The organism is Nostoc sp. (assembly GCF_036919575.1).
Classification (GTDB): domain Bacteria; phylum Cyanobacteriota; class Cyanobacteriia; order Cyanobacteriales; family Nostocaceae; genus Nostoc.
Genome location: NZ_JBALBY010000008.1, coordinates 1 through 26,782 on the forward strand (window position 1 = coordinate 1; position 26,782 = coordinate 26,782).

The 26,782-nt window shown below is 43.3% G+C and carries 20 protein-coding genes, 1 rRNA gene and 1 riboswitch; of the genes, 11 read left to right on the top strand and 10 right to left on the bottom strand.

Going from position 1 to position 26,782, the window contains the following annotated elements; all coding sequences use genetic code 11:
* A 16S ribosomal RNA gene (locus V7K27_RS03020) occupies positions 1-75 on the bottom strand; the annotation flags it as partial.
* Positions 76-386: 311 nt separating this feature from the next.
* Between V7K27_RS03020 and glyQ the strand changes: the two genes are divergently transcribed.
* Positions 387-1,286: a glycine--tRNA ligase subunit alpha gene (gene glyQ, locus V7K27_RS03025; RefSeq protein WP_334944172.1), complete on the top strand. Its 900-nt coding sequence runs from the start codon at positions 387-389 to the stop codon at positions 1,284-1,286.
* Positions 1,287-1,509: 223 nt separating this feature from the next.
* On the opposite strand, the gene V7K27_RS03030 is transcribed toward glyQ, so the two are convergent.
* Entirely contained in the window at positions 1,510-3,690 is a 2,181-nt protein-coding gene (locus tag V7K27_RS03030; RefSeq protein WP_334944174.1) for a di-heme oxidoredictase family protein, read from the bottom strand.
* A 709-nt stretch (positions 3,691-4,399) separates the two neighbouring features.
* Here V7K27_RS03030 and V7K27_RS03035 point away from each other — a divergent pair.
* The 4 genes from V7K27_RS03035 to V7K27_RS03050 all read left to right on the top strand — a co-directional run bounded on the left by V7K27_RS03035 (position 4,400) and on the right by V7K27_RS03050 (position 9,711).
* Positions 4,400-6,754, top strand: coding sequence for a ComEC/Rec2 family competence protein (locus tag V7K27_RS03035; RefSeq protein ID WP_334944176.1), 2,355 nt, complete (start codon positions 4,400-4,402; stop codon positions 6,752-6,754).
* 343 nt (positions 6,755-7,097) lie between these two features.
* Complete coding sequence (locus V7K27_RS03040) at positions 7,098-8,762, top strand: alpha-amylase family glycosyl hydrolase (protein ID WP_334944178.1); 1,665 nt, start codon at positions 7,098-7,100, stop codon at positions 8,760-8,762.
* A gap of 196 nt (positions 8,763-8,958) precedes the next feature.
* Entirely contained in the window at positions 8,959-9,228 is a 270-nt protein-coding gene (gene rpsO, locus V7K27_RS03045) for a 30S ribosomal protein S15 (RefSeq protein WP_196526018.1), read from the top strand.
* 12 nt (positions 9,229-9,240) lie between these two features.
* Positions 9,241-9,711 (top strand): PAM68 family protein, encoded by a 471-nt coding sequence (locus V7K27_RS03050; RefSeq protein WP_334944180.1) that lies wholly within the window; start codon positions 9,241-9,243, stop codon positions 9,709-9,711.
* A gap of 441 nt (positions 9,712-10,152) precedes the next feature.
* On the opposite strand, the gene V7K27_RS03055 is transcribed toward V7K27_RS03050, so the two are convergent.
* Positions 10,153-10,413 (bottom strand): hypothetical protein, encoded by a 261-nt coding sequence (locus V7K27_RS03055; RefSeq protein WP_334944182.1) that lies wholly within the window; start codon positions 10,411-10,413, stop codon positions 10,153-10,155.
* A 52-nt stretch (positions 10,414-10,465) separates the two neighbouring features.
* Here V7K27_RS03055 and aroF point away from each other — a divergent pair, with 52 nt between their 5' ends.
* Entirely contained in the window at positions 10,466-11,524 is a 1,059-nt protein-coding gene (gene aroF / locus V7K27_RS03060) for a 3-deoxy-7-phosphoheptulonate synthase (protein WP_334944184.1), read from the top strand.
* Positions 11,525-11,594: 70 nt separating this feature from the next.
* Here aroF and V7K27_RS03065 read toward each other — a convergent pair whose 3' ends face one another.
* Positions 11,595-11,807 carry a hypothetical protein gene (locus tag V7K27_RS03065; protein WP_334944186.1) on the bottom strand — a complete coding sequence of 71 codons (213 nt, stop codon included), beginning with the start codon at positions 11,805-11,807 and terminating at the stop codon, positions 11,595-11,597.
* Positions 11,808-12,530: 723 nt separating this feature from the next.
* Here V7K27_RS03065 and V7K27_RS03070 point away from each other — a divergent pair.
* The 3 genes from V7K27_RS03070 (at position 12,531) to V7K27_RS03080 (ending at position 17,080) form a co-directional block, all read left to right on the top strand.
* Positions 12,531-13,589 (top strand): formylglycine-generating enzyme family protein, encoded by a 1,059-nt coding sequence (locus V7K27_RS03070; protein WP_334944188.1) that lies wholly within the window; start codon positions 12,531-12,533, stop codon positions 13,587-13,589.
* A gap of 75 nt (positions 13,590-13,664) precedes the next feature.
* Entirely contained in the window at positions 13,665-16,046 is a 2,382-nt protein-coding gene (locus V7K27_RS03075) for an arylsulfatase (protein ID WP_334944190.1), read from the top strand.
* 161 nt (positions 16,047-16,207) lie between these two features.
* Positions 16,208-17,080: a bile acid:sodium symporter family protein gene (locus V7K27_RS03080; RefSeq protein ID WP_334944192.1), complete on the top strand. Its 873-nt coding sequence runs from the start codon at positions 16,208-16,210 to the stop codon at positions 17,078-17,080.
* Between the two features lie 255 nt (positions 17,081-17,335).
* On the opposite strand, the gene V7K27_RS03085 is transcribed toward V7K27_RS03080, so the two are convergent.
* The gene (locus V7K27_RS03085; protein ID WP_334944194.1) at positions 17,336-18,598 is read right to left on the bottom strand and encodes an HhoA/HhoB/HtrA family serine endopeptidase; all 1,263 of its coding nucleotides are present in this window, start codon (positions 18,596-18,598) and stop codon (positions 17,336-17,338) included.
* A 359-nt stretch (positions 18,599-18,957) separates the two neighbouring features.
* On the opposite strand from V7K27_RS03085, the gene V7K27_RS03090 reads away from it, so the two are divergent.
* The gene (locus V7K27_RS03090) at positions 18,958-19,896 is read left to right on the top strand and encodes an ATP adenylyltransferase family protein (protein ID WP_334944196.1); all 939 of its coding nucleotides are present in this window, start codon (positions 18,958-18,960) and stop codon (positions 19,894-19,896) included.
* Between the two features lie 619 nt (positions 19,897-20,515).
* On the top strand, positions 20,516-21,538 hold the full coding sequence (locus tag V7K27_RS03095) for a serine hydrolase (protein WP_334944198.1): 1,023 nt from the start codon (positions 20,516-20,518) through the stop codon (positions 21,536-21,538).
* Positions 21,539-22,154: 616 nt separating this feature from the next.
* On the opposite strand, the gene V7K27_RS03100 is transcribed toward V7K27_RS03095, so the two are convergent.
* From V7K27_RS03100 to V7K27_RS03120, 5 genes are all read right to left on the bottom strand, one after another.
* A complete protein-coding gene (locus V7K27_RS03100) occupies positions 22,155-22,988 on the bottom strand; it encodes an energy-coupling factor ABC transporter ATP-binding protein (RefSeq protein ID WP_334944200.1) in 834 nt (277 codons plus the stop codon).
* On the bottom strand, positions 22,963-23,775 hold the full coding sequence (gene cbiQ / locus V7K27_RS03105) for a cobalt ECF transporter T component CbiQ (RefSeq protein ID WP_334944202.1): 813 nt from the start codon (positions 23,773-23,775) through the stop codon (positions 22,963-22,965). Before cbiQ ends, V7K27_RS03100 begins: the two co-directional genes overlap by 26 nt.
* Positions 23,772-24,074, bottom strand: a complete 303-nt coding sequence (locus V7K27_RS03110) for an energy-coupling factor ABC transporter substrate-binding protein (RefSeq protein ID WP_334944204.1) — start codon at positions 24,072-24,074, stop codon at positions 23,772-23,774. Before V7K27_RS03110 ends, cbiQ begins: the two co-directional genes overlap by 4 nt.
* The gene (locus tag V7K27_RS03115; protein ID WP_334944206.1) at positions 24,061-24,837 is read right to left on the bottom strand and encodes an energy-coupling factor ABC transporter permease; all 777 of its coding nucleotides are present in this window, start codon (positions 24,835-24,837) and stop codon (positions 24,061-24,063) included. Before V7K27_RS03115 ends, V7K27_RS03110 begins: the two co-directional genes overlap by 14 nt.
* A gap of 26 nt (positions 24,838-24,863) precedes the next feature.
* Positions 24,864-25,026, bottom strand: a riboswitch (cobalamin riboswitch).
* A gap of 67 nt (positions 25,027-25,093) precedes the next feature.
* On the bottom strand, positions 25,094-26,689 hold the full coding sequence (locus tag V7K27_RS03120; RefSeq protein ID WP_334944208.1) for a S8 family serine peptidase: 1,596 nt from the start codon (positions 26,687-26,689) through the stop codon (positions 25,094-25,096).
* Between the last annotated feature and the right edge of the window lie 93 nt (positions 26,690-26,782).

Sequence of the window (26,782 nt, forward strand, 5' to 3'; positions counted from 1 at the left end):
AAGGTTTCGTTCGACTTGCATGTGTTAAGCATACCGCCAGCGTTCATCCTGAGCCAGGATCAAACTCTCCGTTTTGGTTTGTTTGTTTTAGCTCTTTAGCTGCTCTTTTACAACTTCAGCTTAGTTTTCTTTATTTGCTTGACGCAAAACACTTGTTGTATAATCGCTTTCAAACTATAATATTTTCAAGGTTCGGTGTCCCTCACAGCGTCGCTTTTTCTCGCTTCGCTTCAGGCACTTATTCAATATAGCGAACCTATCTTCATGTGTCAACTACTTTTCCAAAAATATTTTTGGACTGTTTTCGAGTCACTTGAAACTGACCACAGTGCCGGGTTGTAGGCAACAATGGTTTATGCACTGTGCTGAGTAAGGAAGGGTGAAGCGTGAATTTTCAGTCGGTAATTGGTTTATTACATGAGTTTTGGGGCGATCGCGGTTGCTTGATTGCCCAGCCCTACGATATTGAGAAGGGGGCTGGTACTAAGAATCCCCAGACATTTTTAAGAGCATTGGGACCGGAACCGTGGGCTGTTGCCTATGTTGAACCGTGTCGTCGCCCGACGGATGGACGGTATGGCGAAAACCCCAACCGCTTCCAACACTATTATCAGTATCAAGTTCTAATCAAACCGTCGCCAGATAATATCCAGGAGATTTATCTTGATTCGTTAAGAGTTTTAGGTATTCGCCCTGAAGACCACGATATTCGGTTTGTAGAGGATAACTGGGAAGATGCGACGGTGGGAGCTTGGGGCACTGGGTGGGAAGTATGGTTAGATGGGATGGAAATTACTCAATTTACTTACTTCCAACAGTGTGGAGGAATTGATTGCCGTCCGGTGTCGATTGAGATTACATACGGGTTAGAGCGACTGACAATGTATCTCCAGCAAGTGGAAGCAATTACTAAGATTCATTGGACGGATAACATTACTTATGGTGATGTTTACCTCCAGGGAGAGATTGAGCAGTGTACATACAACTTTGAAGCGTCGAATCCTGAGTTGCTACTGACACTATTTAATTTATATGAGCAGGAAGCTACCCAATTGACAGAGCGAGGATTGGTCTTGCCTAGCTTAGATTATGTAATGAAGTGTTCGCATACGTTCAATCTGCTGGATGCTAGAGGTGTGATTTCGGTGACGGAGAGAACTCGCTATATTGCCAGGATTCGGCATTTGGCTAGGAAGATAGCTCATTTATATGTTGAGCAAAGGGAGAAGTTGGGTTTTCCATTGCTCAAAGATACTGTTAGTTCAACAGGAAGCCCGATATCATAAAGGGTGCGGCTACACGAACGAAGTCCGCTAGGACAATATGTTCGTCAATTTACGAGGGTAACGGATCATGCATTAGATCCGCCAGGGTTGGTCGAAGTCGGCTTCATCCTTCAGGTAGACAGACTGTGCCGATGGTCACGAAGATATCAAAAGAAGGGACGTTCTTAAGAACGTCCCCCTAGTGAATTCACAAACAATCTATATTAGAGATATTGGAGACTTACTACAGCTCTTTCAAGAAATCAATGATCGCTTGTTGATCAGAAGGTGTCAGATAACGGAAACGACCGATAACTTCGCGTGCTTCACTTCGATGATTTGTCGAAAGAGTACTGGTATAAGGTGGGCAAATGACATCTTCAGGCGATGAGCCATAGTTGATAACATTGCCGATTTTATTGAAGACTTTGCCACCCGGAGGAACAGGGCATCCTCCGCCCGGCAACTTAGAGGTCTTATAGTCATCGGGTGCAGGTAGATCATGTAGCTCAATTGCTGCACGAAGGGCATCGTCTACCGAACGAACAACCAACGGTGCATTGGTCACTTCGCTATTGGTAAACACAGTACCGGCAGGCGTTGTGTCACGGGTGAGGGTACTCAAGTAGACGCTACCATTATGCAAGAATGGAGGACCAACCTTACCAATCCCCATCAGAGGCGGTGTACGGAACTCTTCACCTTTAGCAGTTGCTTTCTGGTTTGAGAAGATATCATCAGTTAGGTTACGGCGCAGATCATACGTCTTGAAGTTCAATCGGTTACTACCAACAACCGTGGTTCGGTTCACAAGGATTGGATCACGCGGAGTTGGTGCAAACCGTTCAGCATCAATGGTGGGGCCTTTATGCAAAATCAGATCCGAGAAAATTGGTGCCCAACGGTAACTGAGAATGTCTACAACGGCTGCTGCATCAGTACCCAAGGATGGATCACCAACAGCAGGGGACCGACCAGTTCTTTGAACCGGAGTATGGCAGCTCACACAACTCACCATTCGATCGCTCTGGTTAATGGCATTGGGATCACGACCATCGCCTCCGCTAGGCATACGACCGGGGATCATTCGGTTGGCAAAGGCAGTGAGATCAATACCAAAAAGCTGCGCTCCCCGTTGAACACTGGCTGCACCACTGTAGTCAGAACGAGGTTGAGAGGGATTTTTGGAATTTAGCACAGACAAGAGATTGGGGCCAAATTCTGGGGGAGCCGTCAGGCGCAAGAAATTGCGCTCACTAAATGGGGTGCTGAGGTGAAACTCAGGGTCGGCTAGTGGATTTTTGCAGTTCTTATTGTAGGGAGCAATCTTGGGATCAGCAATATTGATCTCATTATTGTTAGCCAAGCTCGTAATGCCAAGCTCACCTTGCAAGCCCCCAATAACAAACTGCAACATCTCTGCGCCATTCGCACGTAAGCCAAAACGTCCTACCCCAGAGGCTAGGGCGTTGGGTTTGTCAGGTGGCGCATTGGCAGGAATTATATTGACCGCACCCTCAACACAATCACCGGTACACTGAAATACAGCAGTTTTCAAAGACGATTTGCCACCTATAGTGTCAGAGGGATCAACAGCGTTTGTAATGTCCTGGGTTGGAACAGCCTCTATCAGCCCACGACCAATATAGGGGGGTCCAGCGCGTTCACCGACACCACGTCGAAATCCACTTGAACTCAGTCCCGTAGTTGGATTAATCGTGCCGAGGTTTCGATCTTGGGCGATGCTTGGAATCGCATCTGGTTTGCAATCTATACTGCGATCGAAAGCTTTAAGTTCAGCAATCGGAGGGCGTGTATGCTGCACAAAACCACCAAAATTCTGTGCATTACCTGTGACGCGGTTTTTAGAACCATCCAGAGGATCGTAAGATTTGGTCGGATCGACTGCTTCAACCGACGGTGAAAAGTCCCCGAAGATCGTAAAGGCTGCGGTTCGCCCGGTATTATTGACCGCATCTAAGGCTGGGTCGGACTTACTAACGATATTCAAGTTAACAGAACCGTCTGGATTGACCGGATCTAAGCGAACACCGGCGGGCCTACCACCTTTATTGGTGTCACCCGACGTATAACTGAAGTTGGTGGGGGTTGACCGTCCAGCTCGACTGACGTTAGAGATACCCGTAAGCAGCCCCAGTCCCGGAACCGACTCAAGGTTATTCAGGTGACAGCCCGCGCATCGGGTTTGGTTAGCCATCGCCCCTGCGCCTTCGGTAACGGTTTCTGGGGTGGTAAAAAACCACGCCCCTTCCACCACTTTCTGACGAGCTGATTGCGAAACAGAAGGATAGAGCAATCGATCTAACTGAGCCGCCGTCCTCAGGGGAGCAAGTCCGACATCGCCATAGGTATCGCGACGGAGACGCTCTGCTGGGCGAAGGGGTTTATTCGGAGGCGCAACCACGAAGCCTGAACTAACTTCGACTTTTCGCTGTGCAACTAACGTGGCATCGTTGGGAATGTTGGTACGAAACTGACCAAAAACTTTGTGTGGGAAAACAAAAGAAATGAACACTGAAAGGCTAAGGGATAAACCGACTATCAACAAGACACTCAGAAGTTTAAGTCTTCGCATTACGTTTTTCAGCCTTATTCAAGATTGAGTAAGACACGCTGAAAATCACAAATTCCATATTTGGATTTGGATTTTTAGCCTGTCTATGCTAGGAAGTATGAAAAGTAATAAGCTATTGGTACCAATGCTCAGACCTTGATTTCGCAAACCCTAAGGGTAATTACATATATACTTTAGGACGATAGTAAAGTGAAGCCATTTAGTCTAAATATTTCTACATAAAAAGCCCACTATTGTTAGGGAGGATTGTGTTGTAAAATCTGCGTTAAGTAATTTACCATAATTTACGCATTGACAAAGTAAATAATAAGTGCATTAAGAAAAGAATATGCGATCGCTAAGTTTGGAAAAGTGAAAGTATTTCGGAGAAGTTTCCAAAACGAAACTCACAGATATTACATCATGTATGTAGCTGACAAAGATGTACTATTTTTAATTTCTATGGCAGAGTTTAAGGCTACAAGGATAAAGCCCGCACAGGCGGGCTTTGTTTGTATAAACTTGATGGATTCTACTTCACCATAAGCATAAAAATCTTATGATTCAAACCAGTGGTGTAATTATTTGTCTTGGCTACATTTTCGGGTTGCTGTTTACAGCAGTTCCTTGGGGTGGTGTGTGGATTTTGGTTCTGGGGATAGTGGGAGCAATTCTGTTTAGAAGACGCACTACTTCACGGCAACTTGCTCAGAAACCAGAAAATGTTGGAAGCAAAAATAAGGCAGTCCCTAACATTTGGCAAACTACTCTCCATCCGCGAATATGGCTAGCTGCTGGCTTGGTGGGATTGTTGGCAACTCTGTATCTTCAATGGCGAGTGCCGCAACCAGGTGCAAAAGATATTAGTCAGTTCGTCCCGCCTGGAAATAGCAGTAATCAAGAACAACTTGTGATTGTTCGCGGTGAAGTGGCGAGTAATCCCCGCTTAACTCGCAGTCAGCGAGGACAATTTTGGCTGGAAGCGACTCAGCTAGATGAGGTCAAAAATGAAAAAGGTTCAGCAGGTGTCCCAAAAGGGGTTACTGGCAAATTGTATGTGACAGTGCCTATACTTCAAGCTACTGGGTTATACCCTAGTCAACAAATTGCTGTGACTGGGATTTTGTACAAACCAAAGGCGGCTTCCAATCCTGGTGGTTTTGACTTTCAGAAGTTTCTCAAGCAAGAAGGAACGTTTGCCGGCCTAATTGGGCGACAAATAAATGTTTTGGATCAGGAACGTAAATGGGGATGGTGGCAAATTCGGGAGCGAATTGTGCGATCGCAAGTTCGTTGGTTAGGTGTCCCTGAAGGGCCTCTTGTCAGTGCAATGGTTTTAGGCAGCAAAGCTGTTGATTTACCCTACGATATCCGCGACTTGTTTGTACAAGCCGGATTAGCCCATGCTTTAGCAGCTTCTGGGTTCCAAACTTCTTTGATTTTAAGTGTGATATTACAGTTAACAAGGCGGGCAAAAAAAGCAACTCAATTTACCCTTGGCTTTTTGGGTTTAATCATTTTTCTGAGTTTAACAGGTTTTCAACCTGCGGTTCTCAGAGCCGTAATTATGGGTTTTGCGGCATTAGTTGGTCTGCTATTAAAAAGGAAGGTAAAACAGTTCGGATCATTACTATTAGCAGCAACTCTGTTATTAGTCTTTAATCCTCTATGGATTTGGGATTTAGGCTTTCAATTGAGTTTTTTAGCAACACTGGGATTAGTCGTAACAGTACCCCCATTAGTCAACCGCCTAGCATGGCTACCACCTGCGATCGCTGCTTTGATTGCCGTTCCCCTAGCTGCCACGATTTGGACTTTACCTGTGCAACTTTTTGTCTTTGGGGTTGTACCATCTTATAGTTTGTTACTGAATGTGCTTAGTACTCCATTAATTTCAATCATTAGTATCGGTGGAATCATTAGTGCGATCGCAGCATTAATTTGGACTGAGGCAGGAAGTTTCCTCGCTGAGGTGTTGCATTACCCTACTGATTGGCTAATTAAACTAGTGGAATTTTTTAGCAAGTTGCCCGGAAATTCCGTTGCTGTAGGCAGCATATCTAGTTGGCAACTTCTGGTGATTTATCTACTGATTATACTAGTTTGGTTAGTCCCTTGGTGGCAGCGACGGTGGTGGTTTGCTAATGTGATTGCGATTGGTTTAGTATTCATCCCCCTTTGGCATTCGACAAATACATTGTTTAGGATAACGGTATTAGAATCTGGTACGCAACCAATTGTAATTGTTCAAGATAGAGGTACAGTAACTGTAATTAATAGTGGCGATGAAGGTACAGGACGTTTCACAATCCTACCGTTTTTGCAACAGCAGGGTGTAAATCAAATAAATTGGGCGATCGCAACTGATTTCCAAGGCAACGAAAGTAGTGCTTGGTTGGAATTACTGCAACGTTTACCAATCAGAAATTTTTATGAATATTCCCCCAAGCCAGAAAATTCCATTGTAATTCAGGCAATTCAACAAGAATTACAAAAGTATCAGGGATCTTACCAAGCCCTGGCAGTTGGTCAACCCGTGAAAACGGGTTCAATAGTGGCAAAATTAATCAACGATCAATTACCCATCTTACAATTGCAAATTTTAGATCAGAATTGGTTATTAGTAGGTAATATCAAGTCTAAAGAGGTACAGCAACTAGTTAAAAGTGGCAGTTTGCCTCGTCCACAAGTGCTGTGGTGTGCCCCTCAGTCATTGAAAGATTTAGTTATTGCACTGCAACCACAAGTGGCGATCGCTTCTTCTGCCAACTTTGACCCAAAAGCTTTATCTGAACTGAATAAAAGCCAAACAAAAATATTTTTTACAGGACGAGATGGGGCTATTCAATGGACACCTAATGGCCAGTTTGAGGCGTTTATTGAAGCAACAGAAAATAAGTCTTCTATGTTATAAAATACTTACAAACTAAGTAAATTTCAAAGCACATATTTATTTTTAACCAAGTCTATCTTTAGATAGATGTATGGTCATTCGTAACGAAGTACCGTCTCGAAAGGTTTCAGGAAGGTCGATTCCCTGAGCAGATGCTAACCCTATGCTTGGGGTAATGTTTGTATGGGACTTCCAACAAATAAATTACCCAATCTTGTGGGGCAGGCATCTTGCCCGCCTTTCCATACGGGCGGGCAAGATGCCCACCCCACAAGAAGTAGTTGAGTATTTTTTTATTTGTCAGTCCCTATTCTCGCACATGGTTACACGGACTACTTACAGCAAGATATTAAAAAAAATGCAAATGGGAAGTTTAATTGAATTTACGTTGTTTGCTCCTCGGAACAAAGGGGCAGCTTTAATTGGGTCTTTTTCTGAGTGGAAAGAAATCCCAATGGTAAAAAATGAAGATGGTTATTTCTGTACTCAAGTAAAGCTGGAAGACGGCATTTATCAATATAAATTTCGTGTTCAAAGCAAAAGTCCAAATTTTGCACTTGATGAATGGGTAGATGTTATTGACCCTAATGCCACAGATGTTAATGAAAGAGAAAAATCCAGCAGTGTACGGATTAAAGATGGGCAACGCATTATTGATACTTACGTTTGGCAATATGACGAAAAACCGTTGCCTGACAATCGGGAATTAGTCATATATGAAATGCACGTTGCAGATTTTACTGATGATCGCGTTGGGGTTGACAAACGAGGCAAATATTTAGGGGTAATTGCCAAGTTAGATTATCTGGTTGAATTGGGAGTTAATGCACTTGAATTAATGCCAGTTAATGAGTACCCTGGTAACTATAGCTGGGGCTATAAAGTACGCCATTTCTTTGCTACAGAATCTAGTTACGGTTCAACAGAAGATTTAAAGCGATTGATCGATGAGTGTCATGCTAGAGGCATTCGTGTTTTTATGGATGGAATTTATAACCACACAGATGAAGAATGCCCTTTAATGCTGATTGACCGGAATTACTGGTATTACGAACATATGCATTATCCTGAAGATCCAGATAATTATTGGGGACCAGAGTTTAACTATGATAATTATGATGAAAAGTTAAATGTTAAGCCTGCATGGAAATACATCGGGGATGTGGTGCGATTTTGGATTCAGGAGTATCACATTGATGGAATTCGCTTTGATGCGGTGCGCCAATTAGCTAACTTTGAATTTCTCGACTGGCTGGCTAAACAAACAAAAATCCATGCTGCACCCAAACAGTTTTACAACATTGCCGAACATATTCCTGATACAAACACTGTAGTTAAGCCAGATGGACCATTAGATGGTTGTTGGCATGAGAGTTTTAGGTACTTTATAGTTCCATATATTTGTGGAGAAACATTTGAATTAGAACAACTAAAGCAAATTTTAAATCCCAGGCAGCAGGGTTATGCGATCGCTACCAATGTGATAAATTATTTGGCAACCCACGATCGCGAACGTCTATTGCGAGAATTAGGCGATCGCGGTATCTTTGACGCAGACGCATTTAAGCGAGCGAAGTTAGCAGCTGTTCTCTTAATGACAGCGATGGGTATACCGATGCTGTGGATGGGAGAAGAGTTTGGCGAATACCAACAAAAAAGCGAAGATGTGACTAAGCCACAGAAGATTAATTGGTCTTTGTTGTCAGGCGACCAGAATCATAATTTATTTGAGTATTATCAAAAACTTATTGCTCTACGCAAGCAGAATCTCGCCTTGCAAAGTGACAATATCCAGTTTTTCTACGAAAATGCCGAGGACAAAGTGTTAGCTTACACCCGATGGGATGAGCAAAATTCTCATATCGTTGTCGTGGCAAATTTCTCCGACCAGAATTTAAATGAATATAAAATTCCCAACTTCCCATCTGCTCAAGATTGGCAAGATTGGCTCACCAACTGGGAGGTGAAAGTTGGAGAAGATGGTTTAATCACTGATTTGCCAAGCTATACAGCCAAGGTATTTGTTTAGCAGTAGTAATTTGTCAAGAAATCATTGATAACTAGGGATCTTACTGAAACAGAGTATAGTGGGTCTAGCTTACCAGTTAATTGGTATCAAAAATTACAAAATCTAGCAGCAAAGGTGATTCTACATCCAGCTTGAGGGCTGTGATATTATGGGAGACTGCTACATACATTTAGAAAAACTAGAAACTGAATCGATCATGGCCCTCACGCAACTGCGGAAACAAGAAATAATTTCCAACTACCAAGTTCACGAAACCGACACTGGATCGTCCGATGTCCAAGTTGCCATGCTAACTGAGCGCATTAACCGCCTCAGCGAACATCTCCAGGCAAATAAAAAAGACCATTCTTCCCGGCGGGGACTGTTGAAGCTAATTGGTCAGCGTAAGCGTCTTCTAGCTTACATATCGCAGGAAAGCCGGGAAAAGTATCAAGCTTTGATTGCTCGCCTCGGTATTCGTGGATAGGGACTACCGCTTATGTCTGCTGAAGAATCTGAACGCAGTCGCTTGCCCTTTGAACCAAACAAAAAGCGCCAAAAACCCGCAAAAACTCAAAGTAAACCAGCAATACAGCCACAAGAATCTAGCAAACAGGCTGATAGAAGGACACCTTACACCAAAGAAGAAATGACTATTCCCCAAGTAGTCAGCCAGAGGATGATCCGACGGGTAGCTGGGTTCTGTGGTGTACCAACAGCTTTGGGCATTACCACCCTGGTAGTCAGCTATCTGCTTGCTATCTACTCCGACATCCAACTACCTCCCATCGCCGTCTTATTGGTGAATATGGGATTATTTGGTTTGGGGGTCTTAGGGATAACTTATGGCGTTCTCTCTGCCTCTTGGGATGAAGAAAGAGTCGGAAGTTTGCTGGGTTTGGGTGAGTTCAACACCAATTGGGGACGAATGGTGGCAGTTTGGCGCGAAACGCGGCAAAAAAACTCATAATCAACGGCGCTCAGGTATTATATAACTGCGGTATTCGGTAAATTTTAAAGTGAATGTTGAAGTTGAAATTTTATAACTTCAACATTGCTAATTAAAATTATTTGAAGAAGAATGCAGAATCCAGAATTCAGAATTCAGAATCAATTAGTCGGGGATTCAGACCCGCCACTAATTGAATACCACCAAATCGTAGATTTGGTGGGGGTCTAAAAAGAGGTTATTCATCCACTTTTTCGGTCAGAATACCCAACTGAATTCTTACTCCTGACTCCTGAATTCTGTTCTTTAATCTTTTTTATACCCTATATCAAGTTATTTAGTAGTAAAACTACTGACTGAGCGCTATATTTTGTAAATAAATTTATTTTGTTTTTAACTATTCGTAATTAGTCCAATAGGCAACAATAAAGTTAGCCCACATCTTGCACCTACCCCTGGCGATTATAAATCGCACGCCAGTTGCTCATGGGGAGCCACTCCGTTGCGGGGGTGGAGGAGTTTGAAGGAAGTGGCGTGGAAACCCCCTGTTCCCGCACTGGCTTGGCTATACAAACGAAGTCCACCTCCGTGGACTAAGAGAAAATCAAAGGTTTTTATTAACCCAGGTCGGTGGGTTTCGCCTGTGTAGCCAAGCCAGTGCGTTGGGCGGCTGCGCCGACTTGAAGCACCTGGCGCGCGACTTCCAGTCGCCTGGTGCAACAATAAAGTTAGCCCATTTACAGAAAAATTTACTCAATTAATCAGGAACTTTCACATGATTATAGTAATGAAAAGTGGTTGCCCAGAGGCGGAAATAAACCGGATTGATGAGGAACTAAGTAGTTGGGGGCTAACTCCAGAAAAAATTGTTGGCCAACACAAAGTAGTTATTGGTCTAGTAGGTGAAACCGCCAGCTTAGATCCACTACAAGTTCAGGAAGTTAGCCCCTGGATTGAGCAGGTGTTGCGGGTAGAGCAGCCTTACAAACGAGCCAGCCGCCAGTACCGCCACGGCGAAGCTTCGGAAGTGGTGGTTAATACTCCCAATGGAGCAGTGGTATTTGGTGAACACCACCCTTTGGTAGTCGTTGCCGGCCCCTGCTCAGTAGAAAATGAAGAAATGATTGTGGAGACGGCGCGGCGCGTCAAGACGGCTGGAGCCACATTTTTGCGCGGAGGGGCATACAAACCTCGGACTTCACCTTACGCCTTCCAAGGACACGGCGAGAGTGCTTTGGATTTGTTGGCGAAGGCGCGAGAAGTTAGCGGATTAGGTATTATTACAGAAGTGATGGATGCTGCTGACCTGGATAAAATTGTCGAAGTTGCTGACGTGATCCAGGTGGGGGCAAGGAATATGCAGAATTTTTCCTTGCTCAAAAAAGTGGGAGCGCAGCCGAAACCAGTTCTCTTGAAGCGGGGAATGGCAGCTACTATTGAAGATTGGTTGATGGCTGCCGAGTATATTTTGGCCGCTGGCAATCCCAATGTGATCTTGTGTGAACGGGGAATTCGCACCTTTGACCGTCAGTATACTCGGAATACGTTAGATATATCAGTAGTGCCAGTGTTGCGAAAGCTGACTCACCTGCCAATTATGATTGACCCCAGCCACGGTACAGGTTGGTCTGAGTTTGTGCCTTCAATGGCAATGGCTGCGATCGCAGCTGGCACAGATTCCCTGATGATAGAGGTTCACCCCAACCCTGCTAAAGCTTTATCCGACGGGCCGCAATCTCTGACACCAGACCGTTTTGATCACTTGATGCAAGAATTAGCAGTGATTGGTAAGGCGGTGGGACGCTGGCAGCAACCAGCAGTAGCTCTAGCTTAAAATTCAGATCGAAGTGCATCCGACCATTATTATCGAACAGCAATATTGGCGCCAGTCGTCAGAATTCATGTTAGGTATTCTGAACGAAAAAGCGGATGAATAATCGGCGTTTTTGCACCCCCACCAAAAATTCTAGTTTTGTGGTCAACAAGAAAGTCGCGGGTCCCAATCCCAAGAGTGGGTGGACGAGGTTGCTCAAAGCGCCGCTTGGGGCATAGGCCAAACAGGTAACTTCTTCCCCATGCCCTATGCCCCATTCCCCATGCCCAAAAACTCCACCCACTCTTGGGATGGAGTTTTTTATTTGGTCTGTTTACCTAGATGAGCATCATGCAGAAACTTTTCCCGCATAGCGATGCCTACGCTAATTACACTTGTGTCAGACAAGGTACTTTATATTACAAAACAAGGCGGCTATGCTGAGGGCAGAAGGGAAGTCTTGATGTGTATTGACTGTTTTCTTAATAGTACTTGACTTATGTTTTCACAAGATGTAATTTATCAATATTAGAATAAACATCGGTAAGTCAATCGATTTTTAGTATTTTAGCAAAAATAAACATCTTTATTGTAAATTAGTCGAAGATTAGAGTTGAGAGTTAAGAGGTTGTTTGAAAAGTCTAAATTAATACTAGCCCCGGCGATTAGAAATCGCGGCTATACAGACGAAACCCACCTCCTTGGGTTTGAAAGACCTAGTTTTTGGTTAGTCCGCGCAGGCGGGCGAGAGTTTGTATAGTAGGGAATTATATTCGCCCAAAACTTTTCAAACATCCTCTAACAGTTTCTGCATAGTATGAAGTATTGAAAATTTTCTGAAGATTTATTGATATAAAATCCGTATTTTTCGACAATAAATAAGGCGAAAAATAGATTAACGAAAATTACGAAGAAAAGGGTAATTGTTCATCTAGAATCTAAAATAATCTAATTTTTCAGCAAAGTTGAATCTTATTGATAAACTACAGGCATTCAATTAGAAGTAGCAAAAATCAGAATATTAGAGATGAAAAAAAACATTACTATTCTCACACTAATATTCATTCGGGGAATAGCGATCGCACTCTTATTCATGAATACAACTGCATTTGCAGCCACAGTCAATCCCTGTCCCCAAGATATGGCGATGATTTCAGGAGGAACATTCAAAATGGGGTCTGATAATTCCAGTTTTGTGGAAGAGCGATCGCCTGGAAATGTAACGGTGACTAACTTCTGTATTGATAAATATGAGGTAACAAATGCACAATTTGGTGAATTTGTCAAAGAAACAGGATATGTGACAGTTGCAGAGCGTCCCTTATCTGAAGAACAGTTTCCCGATTTACCCAATGAGCAGCGATTACCGGGTTCTTTAGTGTTTGAGATCGCAAAACCAGGCGTCAAGGAAGTTTCCTTTCTGAGTTGGTGGCATTGGACTACTGGCGCAAATTGGCAACATCCCTTTGGCCCAGACAGTGCAATCGCTAACAAATCCAACTATCCAGTTGTTCACATAGCTTACGAAGATGCCCTAGCCTACGCGAAATGGTCAGGAAAATCCCTACCCACCGAAGCTCAATGGGAATATGCCGCCCGTGGTGGCTTGGATGGTGCAACCTATGCTTGGGGCGATGAATATTCTGAACATAGAGCCAACACTTGGCAAGGAATTTTTCCCTTTTTCAACACCAAAGCCGATGGTCACTTGGGCATTGCTCCCGTCGGTTCTTTTGCACCCAATGGTTATGGACTCTATGATATGGCCGGCAATGTGTGGGAATGGACTACTGATTTCTTTCAAGTCAGACGCGATCGCAAATCCCATCAAATTAATCCTATTGCCTTAAATCAAAGCTTTGATCCCAAAAAGCCCGATGAATCAGAGTTACACGTAATCAAGGGGGGATCATATCTCTGCGCTCCCAATTACTGTAGCCGCTACCGTCCGGCGGCGCGGGAGTCAGAATCACCCGATACGGGAACTACTCATATCGGGTTTCGGCTAGTTAAAAATTTACCGAACAGCAATATTGGCGCCAGTCGTCAGAATTCAGTTGGGTATTATGACCGAAAAAGCGGATGAATAATCGGCGTTTTTGCACCCCCACATTTACCTGTGAAAAAAATCCAAAATCCAAAATCTAAAATCCAAAATTGTATGACTGATCCTCACAAGAAAGATTCTTTGTATGCATCTCTCAAGTTAACTTCTGGTGCGATCGCCTTTTTGACAGCCCTGACGCTAATATTTTCTAGTCTCTTACCTCTACCTGCTTGGGCGGACTACGGCGACAAATTGCCATTACCCCAACCATCTTTTAAAGGTAAAATTGGCATTACTTACAAAGAATCCCAACCAGACTTCCCTAAACCCCTTAAGGCTCCAGAAAATGCACCAAATGTGTTGCTGGTGTTGCTTGATGATGTTGGTTTTGGACAAAGCAGCACCTTTGGCGGTCTGATCGATACGCCGAATTTAGACCATCTAGCAGAAAGGGGATTGCGTTATAACCAATTCCACACCACAGCACTCTGCTCTCCTACCAGAGCCGCATTGCTCACAGGACGCAACCATCATTCTGTGAGTACAGGTGTGGTTACGGAATTAGCCACAGGCTACCCAGGTTATACTGCGATTTTACCTAGAAGTGCGGCAACGATCGCTGAAGTATTGCGAGACTATGGATATAACACGGCGGCCTTTGGCAAATGGCACAATACCCCAGACTATGAAACCAGTGCCGCAGGCCCATTCGATCGCTGGCCGACAGGTTTAGGTTTTGAGTACTTCTATGGGTTTCTGGGCGGTGATACCAATCAATGGAGTCCAGCTTTGGTGGAAAATACCCAACATATTCAGAAACCAAATCGCCCTGATTATCACCTTACCCCCGATCTAGCAGACCATGCAATTAAGTGGATTCGCACCCAGCAAGCGATCGCTCCTGATAAACCCTTCTTTACCTACTTTGCCACTGGCGCAACCCATGCACCCCACCATGCGCCCAAGCAATGGATCGACAAGTACAAGGGTAAATTTGATCGAGGTTGGGATAAATTACGCGAAGATATCTTTGCTCGTCAGCTAGCCTTGGGTGTAATTCCTGCCGATACTAAACTGACTCCTCGCCCGGCAGAACTCCCGGCTTGGGATTCCCTGACTCCCACCGAACAGAAAGTTTATGCGCGTCAGGCGGAAGTATTTGCAGGTTTCCTCAGCCATACCGATGCACAAATTGGTAGAGTCATTGACGCGATTGATCAACTGGGTGAATTGGATAACACCTTAGTCTTTTTCATCGCCGGCGATAATGGTGCGAGTGCTGAAGGCGGCTTAACAGGTAGTGTTAATGAACTCAAAGTCTTTAATGGTGTAGCAGAAAGTCCTCAAGAAGTTCTCGCCGCTTTAGATGATTTAGGTGGGCCAAAAACCTTCAATCATTTTCATGCAGCTTGGGCTTGGGCAGTGGATAGCCCCTTCCAATGGACAAAACAAATTGCTTCTCACTTCGGTGGAACCCGCAATGGTTTAGTTGTGGCTTGGGGCGAACGCATCAAAAATCGTGGTGGACTGCGGAGCCAATTCCATCATGTAATTGATATTGCGCCTACCATTCTGGAAGCTGTGGGGATTGAAGAACCAGAGGTAGTCAACGGTGTAAAACAACAACCCATCGAAGGTACTAGCCTTGTCTATAGCTTTGATGATCCTGCTGTACCATCCCATCACAAAACCCAGTATTTTGAGATGTTTGGTAATCGTGGCATTTACGATCAAGGTTGGGTAGCAGCCGCCCGTCATGGACGCTTACCTTGGGAGCGTGTCTCCAAAACCACCTTCGATGAAGATAATTGGGAACTATATGATATTACCAAAGACTTCAGTGAAGCCAACGATTTAGCCAAGCAGAATCCTGCCAAGTTAGCGCAACTACAAAATCTATTTCTGAAGGAAGCAAAGAAATACAAAGTTCTGCCCTTGGACGATCGCTTGATTCAACGGTTTGATGTCAAAACCCGTTCCAACGTAACCACAGGACGTAATAGCTTTACTTATTACACATCTGTTGCAGGGATTCCCGAAGGCAGCGCTCCCAATATTAAGAATCGCTCCTTTAGCATCACTGCCGATGTGGACGTTGCTGCATCTGGTACACAAGGCGTTTTAGTTACCCAAGGCGGACGTTTTGCGGGTTGGAGTTTCTTCTTGAAAGAAGGTAAACCCACCTTTGCTTACAACTTCTTAAATAGCGATAACACAATCATTGAATCTTCCCAACCAATTGCGATCGGCAAATCCCAAATCAAATTTGACTTTACTTATGACGGTGGCACTCCGGGAGCAGGTGGTACTGGTAAGCTCTTGATTAACGATCAACAGGTTGCCGAAGGCCGCATTGAGCAAACCGTAGGCTACAGATTTGGTTTAGATGAAACCTTTGATGTTGGTCAAGATACTGGCACACCTGCGGTAGATACTTACCAAACACCCTTTGCATTCACCGGCAACTTACAGCAAGTCACCCTGGAATTGAAGTAATAGGCATTGGGCATCCCTTCGGCTTCGCTCAGGGCAAGTGGGGATTGGGCACTTGACTGAGCAAAGCCGTTGGCGCAGCCTCTCATAGAGAAGTATTGAGCATTCATTGGTTATTCTCCTCTGCCCCTTTGCGCCTTTGCGTCTCTGCGTGAAAAAAAATCATGAACGAAATCTTGTCAATAATCGACAAACTCGCACTTTTCACATTTATCGTGTTCACCATGCTGGGTGCAGGGTTAAGTCTAACTGTACAACAGATTTGGGAACCACTCCGCAACCTTCGCTTAGTCATATCATCGCTGCTAACAAATTTTGTGCTAGTGCCGCTTTTTGTATATTTGCTACTGCAAGTAGTACATTTAAGTGAACCACTCAGAGATGGCTTACTGATCATGGCAGTAGCATCAGGACCTCCAGCACTACCTAAACTTGCCCAGATAGTCAAAGGCAATATAGCTTTCTCGGTGGGATTAATGATGTTGCTAATGCTGGGCACAATTTTTTATATGCCGATTGTATTGCCCTTGGTGGTGGAAGGTGTGCAAATTAACTCCTGGGAGATTGCCAAACCCTTATTGTTAATGATGGTCAGCCCATTGATCCTTGGGTTATTCATCAAAGCAAAATTGAGTGCGATCGCCCCCATTATCCAGCCGATTTTGTTCAAATTATCTAATGCTGGATTGCTTTTAGGTCTGGTTGTCAGGCTGATAGTTCACACTAACGATATCATTGGCTTATTACAAACAGGTGCAATTTTAGTTTGTGCCGTTTTCATAGTCTTCTCCTTTACCGTGGGTTATCTTTTGGGCGGCCCTGGTATCGATACTCAACGAGTGCTAGGAGTAGGAACAGCTCAACGTAATTTTGCCGCAGCATTATTAGTAGCTACAAGTAATTTTGAAGATCCCAGCGTGGTGAGCATCATCATGGTGACGAGTATTTTAATGATGATTGTAGTTTTGATCGCTGGGCCAAAGTTCATAGAACTAGACCAAGGAACGGGTGTAGAGATAGAGCAGCCTCTAAGCTAAGGTGGGCTTTTCGGCCCACCCCACAAGATTGGGTAATTTATTTGTTGGAAGTCCCTAGTACAGCACGGCGTAAATAAGCCACCCATTTGAAATGTCTCAAACCCTGGCAAACAATTAATTACGAATTACGAATTACGAATTACGAATTCCGCCTTGCGGTACTAGTTTGCGGTTATTGTAACTAAACTTTCGCACCTGAAAAAAAGGACGGGCACAATACCCATCCCAGAAAATTCACTTTTAATCGCAAAACTTTTATTGCACTTGCGTGGGGAAAGCACCAGGTTGCACAGCTATGTTAATATTCTGCCCATTGCGACGTAATTCCATACGTAAATCGCTCCCGACTTGGCTATTTTCTACTGCCTTTTGGACACTGCTGGCATCTGTGACTGCTTGACCGCCAAGCTTTTGGATTACATCACCAGCCCGTATGCCTGCTTTAGCAGCTGGTGAATTTGGCACAACTTTTACAACTAATACACCTTTATCTTCATTCACACTCAAACCGCTATTCGGATCTGAGTTGATATTTTGTTTTAGCTGAGGCGTTAACCCCACCATCTGAATTCCCAAATAAGGATGTTCTACTTTGCCTGTGGCTATTAGTTGACTAGAAATGTGTTGTGCTGTATTGATAGGAATAGCAAAGCCTAATCCTTGTGCCCCTTGGATAATCGCTGTATTCATGGCAATTACCTCGCCACGGTAATTTAGCAACGGACCGCCGGAGTTACCGGGATTAATCGCTGCGTCAGTTTGAATATACTCTACTCGTTTATCAGGAGCGCCGATTTGATTGCTACTGCGTCCGGTAGCACTGATGATTCCGGTAGTTACTGTATTATCTAATCCAAGGGGGTTGCCGATTGCGATCGCCCATTCTCCCGGTTGCAGTTTATCTGAGTTACCCAAAGTTACTAACGGTAGATTCTCTGCCTGAATCTTGACGACAGCAACATCGGTTAAATCATCTTTTCCTAAAACCTTTCCTTTAAAGCTACGCCCATCCTTGAGTGTTACTGTCACCGTATCAGCACCATCGACTACGTGAGCGTTGGTGAGAATACGACCATCAGCACTAATAATAAAACCTGAACCAGTACCCCGTTCTACCCGATTCTGTTGTTGTGGTAGTTGAGAGCCAAAGAAGCGTTGGAAAAATGGATCGTTAAATTCATCTGGTATTTGAGTTTTTACAGTTCGGGAAGAGTCAATCCGCACCACGGCTGGCCCGACCCTTTGCACCACCTGGATAACAAAGTTAGGATCTGTACCGGCTGCTAATGGAGGAGCGGCATTTACTCGACTCACTGCCAAATTAGATGCATTTTCAGACACCTGCTGAGAATGTCCAGCCATATAGCCGCCTGCCAATGTCATACCCGATCCCAGCAGCACCAACGATAGAGAGGCGGCAGCCTTTTTCCAGGGTGCTCGATTTTGGTATTTAGCATCAGCAGTGTTGGATAAAATGCTATTTGATGGGTGTTCTCCATCACGAGGTTGGTTTTGCATTGCTCTCTGGAAGGATATTTAGATGTATTACTAATGTAGATATTATTTGTGACAGTTTTGTTGCAGAGGTATTGCGTTAGTGTGAAATGTTTGCTTTATTACATAAGTTATTTTCGCATAGCCTGGATAAATTCCTAAACAGCATCGTACTGGTCAGCGACAAGAAATTTAGGACTTACGCAAAATATCTCTCAAACTCCGACTTCTCTCCGTGTCCTCTGCGCCTCTGCGGTACCCTTCTCCTGACGGAGACGCTACGCGAACGGGAAGCCACTTCGTGTCTACGTTATTCCGTAACTCATGCGTAAGTCCTAAAATTAAAACTGTTAAAATATTTCACCATGCCTGAAGGAATAAAAATGGTACAGGGGAAAATCTTACTTAAGCCTGGTACTTTATGGACAAGTGTCAAAGAGCAGACCGAACATGCTTTGCAATGCGGGGCGCTGCTATCAATACCGACGGAATTTGAATTTGTGGAACAGGATAACGTGCGCTTTTTAGTGCGGATTTTGTCTAACCTGAATCGCAAAAAAGCCGCCAAGGAGAAGCAGGAAAAACAATCTGCTACATCTGGTCAAGAATTTAATCCCTTCTTACCCTACGAAGAGGATTTATTTGTGGCGGATATCTCTGATTCCCATGTATGTATTTTGAATAAATTCAATGTTGTTGATTATCATCTGCTAATTATCACCCGTGACTTCGAGGAGCAGGAAAGCTTACTCACCCTCGAAGATTTTACGGCTATGTGGGCATGTCTAGCTGATTTCGATGGTTTAGCATTTTACAACAGTGGCAAAACCGCAGGTGCAAGTCAGCGACACAAGCACTTGCAATTAGTGCCATTACCACTGACACCTTCAGGACCGCAGATACCTATTGAACCTCTGCTAACATCAGCACAATTTCAGAACTCGATACTTTCTGGTGCGTCCGCTACGCAAACGATGGGCTTTGTCAACGCAACTTTACCAAAACTTCCTTTTGTACACGCTTTCGCACCACTAAATTCCCATTGGGTGCAGTCGCCATTCACAGCAGCCCAAGCAACACTAGAAGCTTATCGCACCTTGCTATATGCTGTGGGTTTACATGCAGGGCAATCTGGTGCTTACAATCTGCTAGCAACACGAGAATGGATGTTGATTGTACCGCGATCGCAGGAGCATTTCCAGTCTATCTCTGTGAATTCATTAGGATTCGCTGGTGCTTTGCTAGTGCAGAATGCAGCACAAATGGAGATTCTCAAAGCCCAAGGACCGATGACCATCCTTAAGAATGTTGCTGTATCCTAATTACAGTAGAATTCAGAATTCAGAATCCAGAAGTAAAACAGGGTTTATACCTGGCTTTGGGACGAATCGTTGTGTACCTCACTTTCCTTGAAATCTGCTGTCAGTTGTAGTTTTTCACTCTTCCCCATCTGTGATAATTTACAGTATAGGTAAAATTATTGATTCTGCATTCTTGTTTAGGGACTGACAAATAAAAAAATATCCAAAAATTTCTTGTGGTGCGGGCCGAAAAGCCCGCTAATCACAAAGGACGGGCAAGACGCCCATCCCACAAGATGGAATAATTTATTTTTTGGAGTTCCCTTAATCGGTTCAATTGCGGGTGCTTTATTTATCGCAATCGCTATGTATAAATCACTGCTAGCAAAACTCAAACCACAATCTTAATCCCTTACTATTTGTCTAAATACATAACTACTTGATCGAATGTATGTAAATTTTATCTATCTCATCTTCTGATTTTAATTCCTAGTTTTTATTCCCGAAGTTGTAGTAATTTATGTTATCCATATCTATTGACATAGGATATTTTAGTAAATACGATGTCAATCAATCCGGATTTCATTTACTTCCCTGGAAATCTCTGTAAGTCAATCCAATACTATTATTACAGCACTACATGAAACTACGCTGGTTATTACTTAGTCTCACAAGTATTCTTCTACTGTCGTCGCCAGTAAAAGCGAATTACAACACCAATCAAGTTGACAGCGCAGATGGCGGGAGTGGAAATCAATCAGATTTACAACTACCAGAACTAAAATTCATTCCTCCAACTCCCTCAAGCGATTTTCTTAACCCAATAAATACTCCTAACTACACTGGTATAGTTCCTCTAGGACGAGAAATATCGGAACTAAAGAGTCCAATTAAAGCATTAATTGCTCGCTACAGATTCCTCACTCCCGGAATCTTTTTTATGGACTTACAAACAGGGGATTATTTAAATATCAATGGCGGTCAAGCTTTCTCCGCCGCTAGCACAATTAAGTATCCTATTTTAATTGCTTTGTTTCAAGGAATAGATACAAGGAGAATTAAACTAACTGAAACATTGGTGATGCAACGTAAACACGTTACTGGTGGTTCTGGAGATATGCAGTATCGGCGGGTGGGAACTAAGATTAGTCTTTTGGAAACTGTAACTAAAATGATGACTATTAGCGATAATACCGCTACAAATATGATTATCGACCGTTTAGGCGGTAAGGCAAATTTAAATCAGAGGTTTCGCAGTTGGGGATTGCAAAGTACTGTAATTAACAATATGTTAGGAGACTTTAAAGGAACTAATAAAACTAGTGCGAAAGACTTAGTACGATTGTCAGCTTTGATTACAAATAATCAGTTAATTTCTGATACAAGTCGCTCTCAAGTTTTAGGTATCATGATTCGTTGCCATAATAGAAGCTTACTCCCGTCTGGTTTGGGCTATGGGGCAAGTATTGCTCACAAAACAGGCACTCTACGGTTTGTATTAGGAGATGCAGGTATCATTGAAACACCATCAGGTAAGCGTTATTTAGCAGGAATTTTCGTGCGAAGACCGAATAATGACGAGAGAGCAACAGCTTTTATTCGTCAAGTTTCTCAGATGGTGTATGGCTACTTTGAGCAACCAAAAATTAGCCATCTACCTTAATTATTGAGGTTTTTTAGCGTGACACAAACACAAATGTCAGTAGAAGTTATTAGGACTTACGCATTGACAAAAAATACCAAATATGAAGAAGTTTAAAAACCACATCTTTCGTAAGGGCACAGCAATGCTGTGCCCCTATAATATGGTCTGTTTACTATCAAAGGATAATTAATCAAAGCCTGAAACAACCTATGCATCGTTAATCCACATCACGATTAATTTGTACAGTGCGTAAGTTTTATAGGAATCATATTTGATTTCTGAAAAAATCTCGGTAGTCTTGTAGTGGACTATCTTGCCTAAAATGTTGCAAAAAAATTGTAGGTTGGGTGGAGGCTTTGCGTAACCCAACATCCTGATATATGTTGGGTTACGCTCCGCTCCACCCAACCTACGTCTACGTCTAGCGCACTATTTTAGCCTAGAGGGTCCACTACGTGCATTTCAAAAATCAAATACTAGTCCTATAGTTATATCAAAGTCCGCAGAATTTTTGTGGCGAATCACAAACAATAAGACTGTGTATACTTATCATTCATTGTCTGAAATAATTAAGTTTTTAGATTGTTTATAAAAGCATTGTATCCTAATTTATTGACATTCTCTAACTGTCTAATCAGGAAAAATTATGAAATAGTTCTAATATCCGTTTTTGGAGTCGTTCTATAACTACTCCTGACTCAGCAGATAGGCCATCAAATAATATCTCATATATCAATGGAACGCCCAACTCTAACTCTGATAAAAGTCTACGCTGGCTAAATACATCTTGTGGTTTACCTTCTAGCATCAGTCGCCCTTTATCCATAACAAAAACCCAGTCTGCCCAACGATAAACTAGATCTAAATCGTGGGTTGCCATTACTAAAGTAGTTCCATTTTGATGAATTTTTTTCAGGGTTGCTATTAAGTTACGAGTATGTTTTATATCTAAATATGCAGTTGGCTCATCCAACACCAGCAGTTCTGGTTGCAACACCATCACATCAGCTATAGAAACTCGCTTTTTTTGTCCTAAACTCAGATGATGTACTGGTCTTTCTGCTAAAGTAGTCAGTTCAAATTCAACTAATGCTTGCTCTACTCTGTCTTGAATTTCTAGTTCTGGTAAACCCAAATTACACAAACCATAAGATATATCTTCTTCAACAGTAGAAGCCACTAATTGTTGTTCTGGATCTTGAAATACTAGTCCAACCTTCTGCCTTAAGTTACCGAGATAATTACGATTATAACTTAACGGTTCACCACGCCAACGTACAATGCCAGAATCAGGTTTATATAGCCCATTTGCTAATAGAAACAGTGTCGTTTTTCCACAACCATTCTGACCAATTAATGCACACCTTTTGCCAGATGGAATTTTCAGTGTTAGACCATTCAAAGCTGATTCCTGTGCGCCTGGATAGGTGTAATATACCTGCTCAAATTCGAGTAAATATTCCTGCATTTCGCCAAAATTCTAATCCTATTAATCCTACACAGCCGCAAATTGCTTCGATGATATATCGCATTTGGGGACGATAGCGGCGCGGATGCCAAACTCGAAATTCACTCACAAAACCCCGTGCTTGCAGTCCGAGAGAGAACTGACTATATCGTTGTAAGGTTCGCTGTAATAGTTGTCCGATTAGTAGTGCTAAACTTTTCATCCCACTACGCCAAGTCAGGTAGCCACCACGAGAATTTTGTGCTGTCCACAATTCATTGGCTGTGTTCAGCAAGATGAAAATGAACCGATACATTAGTAATAACAAATCGGTTAAAAGCACTGGACATCGCAAGTAACGCAGAGTTTGTAATATTTCCGTGAAAGGGACAGTTAACATGAGAAAATATAAGCAAGAAACAGAGGCTAATGCTCTGGTTAAAATTCCCAATGCTTGGATACTGCCACTATGACTGATATAAATATAGAAGTGTCCGAGAGTTAGTCCATACCACGAATCTAATTGTACGCTTGGCAAATCAGCGTTCGCAACTCCATTCACCATCAGTGCTGGTAAACTTGTCAAACAAAAAACTATGGTGAACAATAACAACCTAAAATAAACACCAGCCGGAATTCTTGCATAGATAACTGTCCAAACACTCATCCAAATCGCCATCAACATTTGCACTAGCGGATGGGTACAAAGGGAAATAGCAAGAGTAGTAAATGCAAAAATCAGTTTATGTTCTGGTGGCAATCTTCGCAGTTGATTAGTATAAGCTAAAGTGTCTAGTTGCAGGCTCATTCTTCACGTTTTTGTTGTTGAGAACGTCCTTTATACAACCCAATTGCATAACCGACTACTCCAGCACCCAAAGCTGCTTGCGAAGCAAATAATAAACTTTCTATTTCACCACTAGCTGGTTCAAAAAATGATTTAAACCAGGGTTTATATCCAGGTTGTATTTCAGTAATTGCTTTTTCTGCTTTGTCATCGGAACCGGCAAATTCCGCACCGCGCACAAATATTAATGGTGCAACTGCTAAAGCTAATACGGCTACCACCAACAGCCAGTTACTCAACCCTTTTTTAGATTGACTCATTGCCACTTCCCCGCTTGATTAATTTCAGCAATTCCAATTCTTGAGGATTATAAGATTGCAACCAGTTCCATACCAACACAGTTAGCAATCCTTCACTAATTGCTAAGGGAACTTGAGTGATGGCAAAAATTCCGGCGAACTTGGTAAAGGAAACAATAAACCCACCAACAGGTGCGGGAAAAGCTAGGGCGAGTTGGATAGAAGTGATCACGTAAGTGAGTAAATCTGCGATCGCAGCTGCTAAAAATATGGCGATTCTTTGTTTACCACCCAACTTTATTGTCAGATTATATATCCAGTAAGCCGCAAATGGCCCAGCGATCGCCATCGAAAAAGCATTTGCACCCAGCGTCGTTAAGCCGCCATGCGCCAGTAACAAAGCTTGAAACAACAATACTAAGCTACCCAAAACCGACATAGTTAGGGGGCCAAACAGCACCGCACCTAACCCCGTTCCTGTTGGGTGAGAACAACTACCTGTGACAGAGGGGATTTTCAACGCCGACAGCACGAAAGTGAAAGCACCAGCCAAGCCTAACAGTAGTTTTAGTTCCGGGTTAGCTTGGGTAATGCGAGTCAGACTACGCAATCCTAATAGAAAAAATGGTAATGCCACAACCCACCAAAAAATTGCCCACTGCACTGGTAAAAAACCTTCCATAATGTGCATGGCGTAGGCGGGTTTGGGTAAACCAACTACTAGATAAAAACTGATAACTCCCATCAGCGTTAGACTGACTAACGCCTGTTTTGTTCTTTTCATAATCTGTACCTCGCAGATTTATGTAAACGAATTGATTCTAACCGGCGGGCATCCTGACTCACCCAATTTTGGTTTACAGTTGCGGGACAGCGCCGGATTTTCACCGGACTTTCCCCCTTGCGTCCGATAGCGCAGCGTGGCGTTAGCCATTGACTGCTCACCATCAGAACCGATTGGGGTAACTATATCACCATTACCTAAGAAGAATTCAGAATTCAGGAGCCAGAATCCAGAATTGATTCTGTGCATCCCTATTTCAATTTATCGGTACACTCCACCAAGCTAAACTATAAGGCTGAGTCGCTTCATTGAGCTTTTGACGAAACTGGACGCGGATTTTGTAATTGCCAGTAGCAGCAACGGGGCAGAAAATATGTTCTACACTATCGATGTCGCTGATGGAGGAACAAACAGCAGCAGCGTTTGAATTTTGAGCATTAGCTTTTATTAAGTATAGGTCGAGATTATTCAAACCGCGATCGCTAAAATTTTCGCCCACGTCATATTGCTGGTTTTTATTTTTATCGTTGAGTTTCACCAATCGATCCCAACTTAGGGTGACAGCAACAAAACTTCCCTCTTTTAACGGTTTTGCTAAAATATAATCAACAGATGCTCCAACATCGATTGTGCGATAATCCCAACCAATAGCTGGCACCGCAGCTGATGGTGGCCATTGACCAGCACTAAATTGCTGATAAGCGCGAAATACATTTAAATGACCCGCTCCCATTTGAGCGTCCAAGGGAATCTTTGGATCTTTATAAGCATCAGAATCTAGCCAGTTTTTATTTTGTTTATCAATTAGCGTTCGAGTCATTCCCAACCGCAAGCCATCACCGCTATCTTGGATTTTGTCTGCTGAATTCAGCAACACAGCTTTCATCACCTGATGATGTCGAGAGTCGATGCTCCAGTGGGGTTGTTTTGTCCGCATCTGTCTGTCACCAAATTCCTGCAACAGAGCAACAGTAGCCGTAACTTGAGGCGCTGCAAAACTCGTCCCCGTAACCTTATTCAATTTGCCATCTGGATTGAGCAAAGGAATATTATTCCCAGGAGCAACTAAACTGATAGCGCGACGCCCACCAAGATCAAATTCCCTTCCAGCTAGCCTTCCACTCACTCCTTGGTTAGCACTCGCCAGATTAGCCACGTCTACTTTGTTAAAAACTCCCCCTCTGCGGGATGAAAAAGCCACGTTCACTCCGTTAAAATTATCTGTAGGAATGGGAATACCACCCTTACCCTGATTGCCTGCGATCGCATACAAAACATCATGAACCCGACTAGACCAGTCAACACATAAAGTTAGTAAAGCATTGCCGTCTAAAGTAGCCTCTGGTCTAGGATCGCGGCTCAGAGGTTCACCAAAGCTAAAGTTAATGGCACGGACATCGCCACCATTTTGCAATGCTATGTGCTGGGCTGATAAGCACTCTTCCGCCTGACCCATGTTTTTAGTGGAACCCACCGCAGACGAATACAACCGCGCTCCCGGAGCAACTCCCGGCAAAGCTTTGTCTTGACTCACCATCACACCAGCAACATTGTAAGCGTGGGGGTCAACACCGCTATTTGATTTAGCTGGCCCATTGCGTAAGAATACTGCTGCTAAAGATATGGCACGATTTTTAGACACCGCCTTATCCCACCCAAACTTCCCCGGTCGGCCAATTTCCACTTGACCAATAGCAATCTTACGACCGATTAAATTATAAGGAAGTTGGTGTAGCTTCAGAGCATCAATACCGTTAGTTCCTAGTGCAGATTCTAAAGCTGAAGCAATTACCGGCGCACTTAGACAGGAAACACTTAATCCCCAAATTACCCAGGTTAGTTTTTTAGTCATTTGTCATTTGTCATTTGTCATTTGTCATTTGTCATTTGTCATTTGTCATTTGTCATTTGTCATTTGTCATTTGTCATTTGTCATTTGTCATTT

Excerpts from the sequence above, each read along its gene's own strand:
- V7K27_RS03035 (WP_334944176.1), top strand. The coding sequence starts at position 4,400 with ATGATTCAAACCAGTGGTGTAATTATTTGTCTTGGCTACATTTTCGGG.
- V7K27_RS03040 (WP_334944178.1), top strand. The coding sequence starts at position 7,098 with ATGGGAAGTTTAATTGAATTTACGTTGTTTGCTCCTCGGAACAAAGGG.
- rpsO (WP_196526018.1), top strand. The coding sequence starts at position 8,959 with ATGGCCCTCACGCAACTGCGGAAACAAGAAATAATTTCCAACTACCAA.
- V7K27_RS03050 (WP_334944180.1), top strand. The coding sequence starts at position 9,241 with ATGTCTGCTGAAGAATCTGAACGCAGTCGCTTGCCCTTTGAACCAAAC.
- aroF (WP_334944184.1), top strand. The coding sequence starts at position 10,466 with ATGATTATAGTAATGAAAAGTGGTTGCCCAGAGGCGGAAATAAACCGG.
- V7K27_RS03070 (WP_334944188.1), top strand. The coding sequence starts at position 12,531 with ATGAAAAAAAACATTACTATTCTCACACTAATATTCATTCGGGGAATA.
- V7K27_RS03075 (WP_334944190.1), top strand. The coding sequence starts at position 13,665 with ATGACTGATCCTCACAAGAAAGATTCTTTGTATGCATCTCTCAAGTTA.
- V7K27_RS03080 (WP_334944192.1), top strand. The coding sequence starts at position 16,208 with ATGAACGAAATCTTGTCAATAATCGACAAACTCGCACTTTTCACATTT.
- V7K27_RS03085 (WP_334944194.1), bottom strand. The coding sequence starts at position 18,598 with ATGCAAAACCAACCTCGTGATGGAGAACACCCATCAAATAGCATTTTA.
- V7K27_RS03090 (WP_334944196.1), top strand. The coding sequence starts at position 18,958 with ATGGTACAGGGGAAAATCTTACTTAAGCCTGGTACTTTATGGACAAGT.
- V7K27_RS03095 (WP_334944198.1), top strand. The coding sequence starts at position 20,516 with ATGAAACTACGCTGGTTATTACTTAGTCTCACAAGTATTCTTCTACTG.
- V7K27_RS03100 (WP_334944200.1), bottom strand. The coding sequence starts at position 22,988 with ATGCAGGAATATTTACTCGAATTTGAGCAGGTATATTACACCTATCCA.
- cbiQ (WP_334944202.1), bottom strand. The coding sequence starts at position 23,775 with ATGAGCCTGCAACTAGACACTTTAGCTTATACTAATCAACTGCGAAGA.
- V7K27_RS03110 (WP_334944204.1), bottom strand. The coding sequence starts at position 24,074 with ATGAGTCAATCTAAAAAAGGGTTGAGTAACTGGCTGTTGGTGGTAGCC.
- V7K27_RS03115 (WP_334944206.1), bottom strand. The coding sequence starts at position 24,837 with ATGAAAAGAACAAAACAGGCGTTAGTCAGTCTAACGCTGATGGGAGTT.
- V7K27_RS03120 (WP_334944208.1), bottom strand. The coding sequence starts at position 26,689 with ATGACTAAAAAACTAACCTGGGTAATTTGGGGATTAAGTGTTTCCTGT.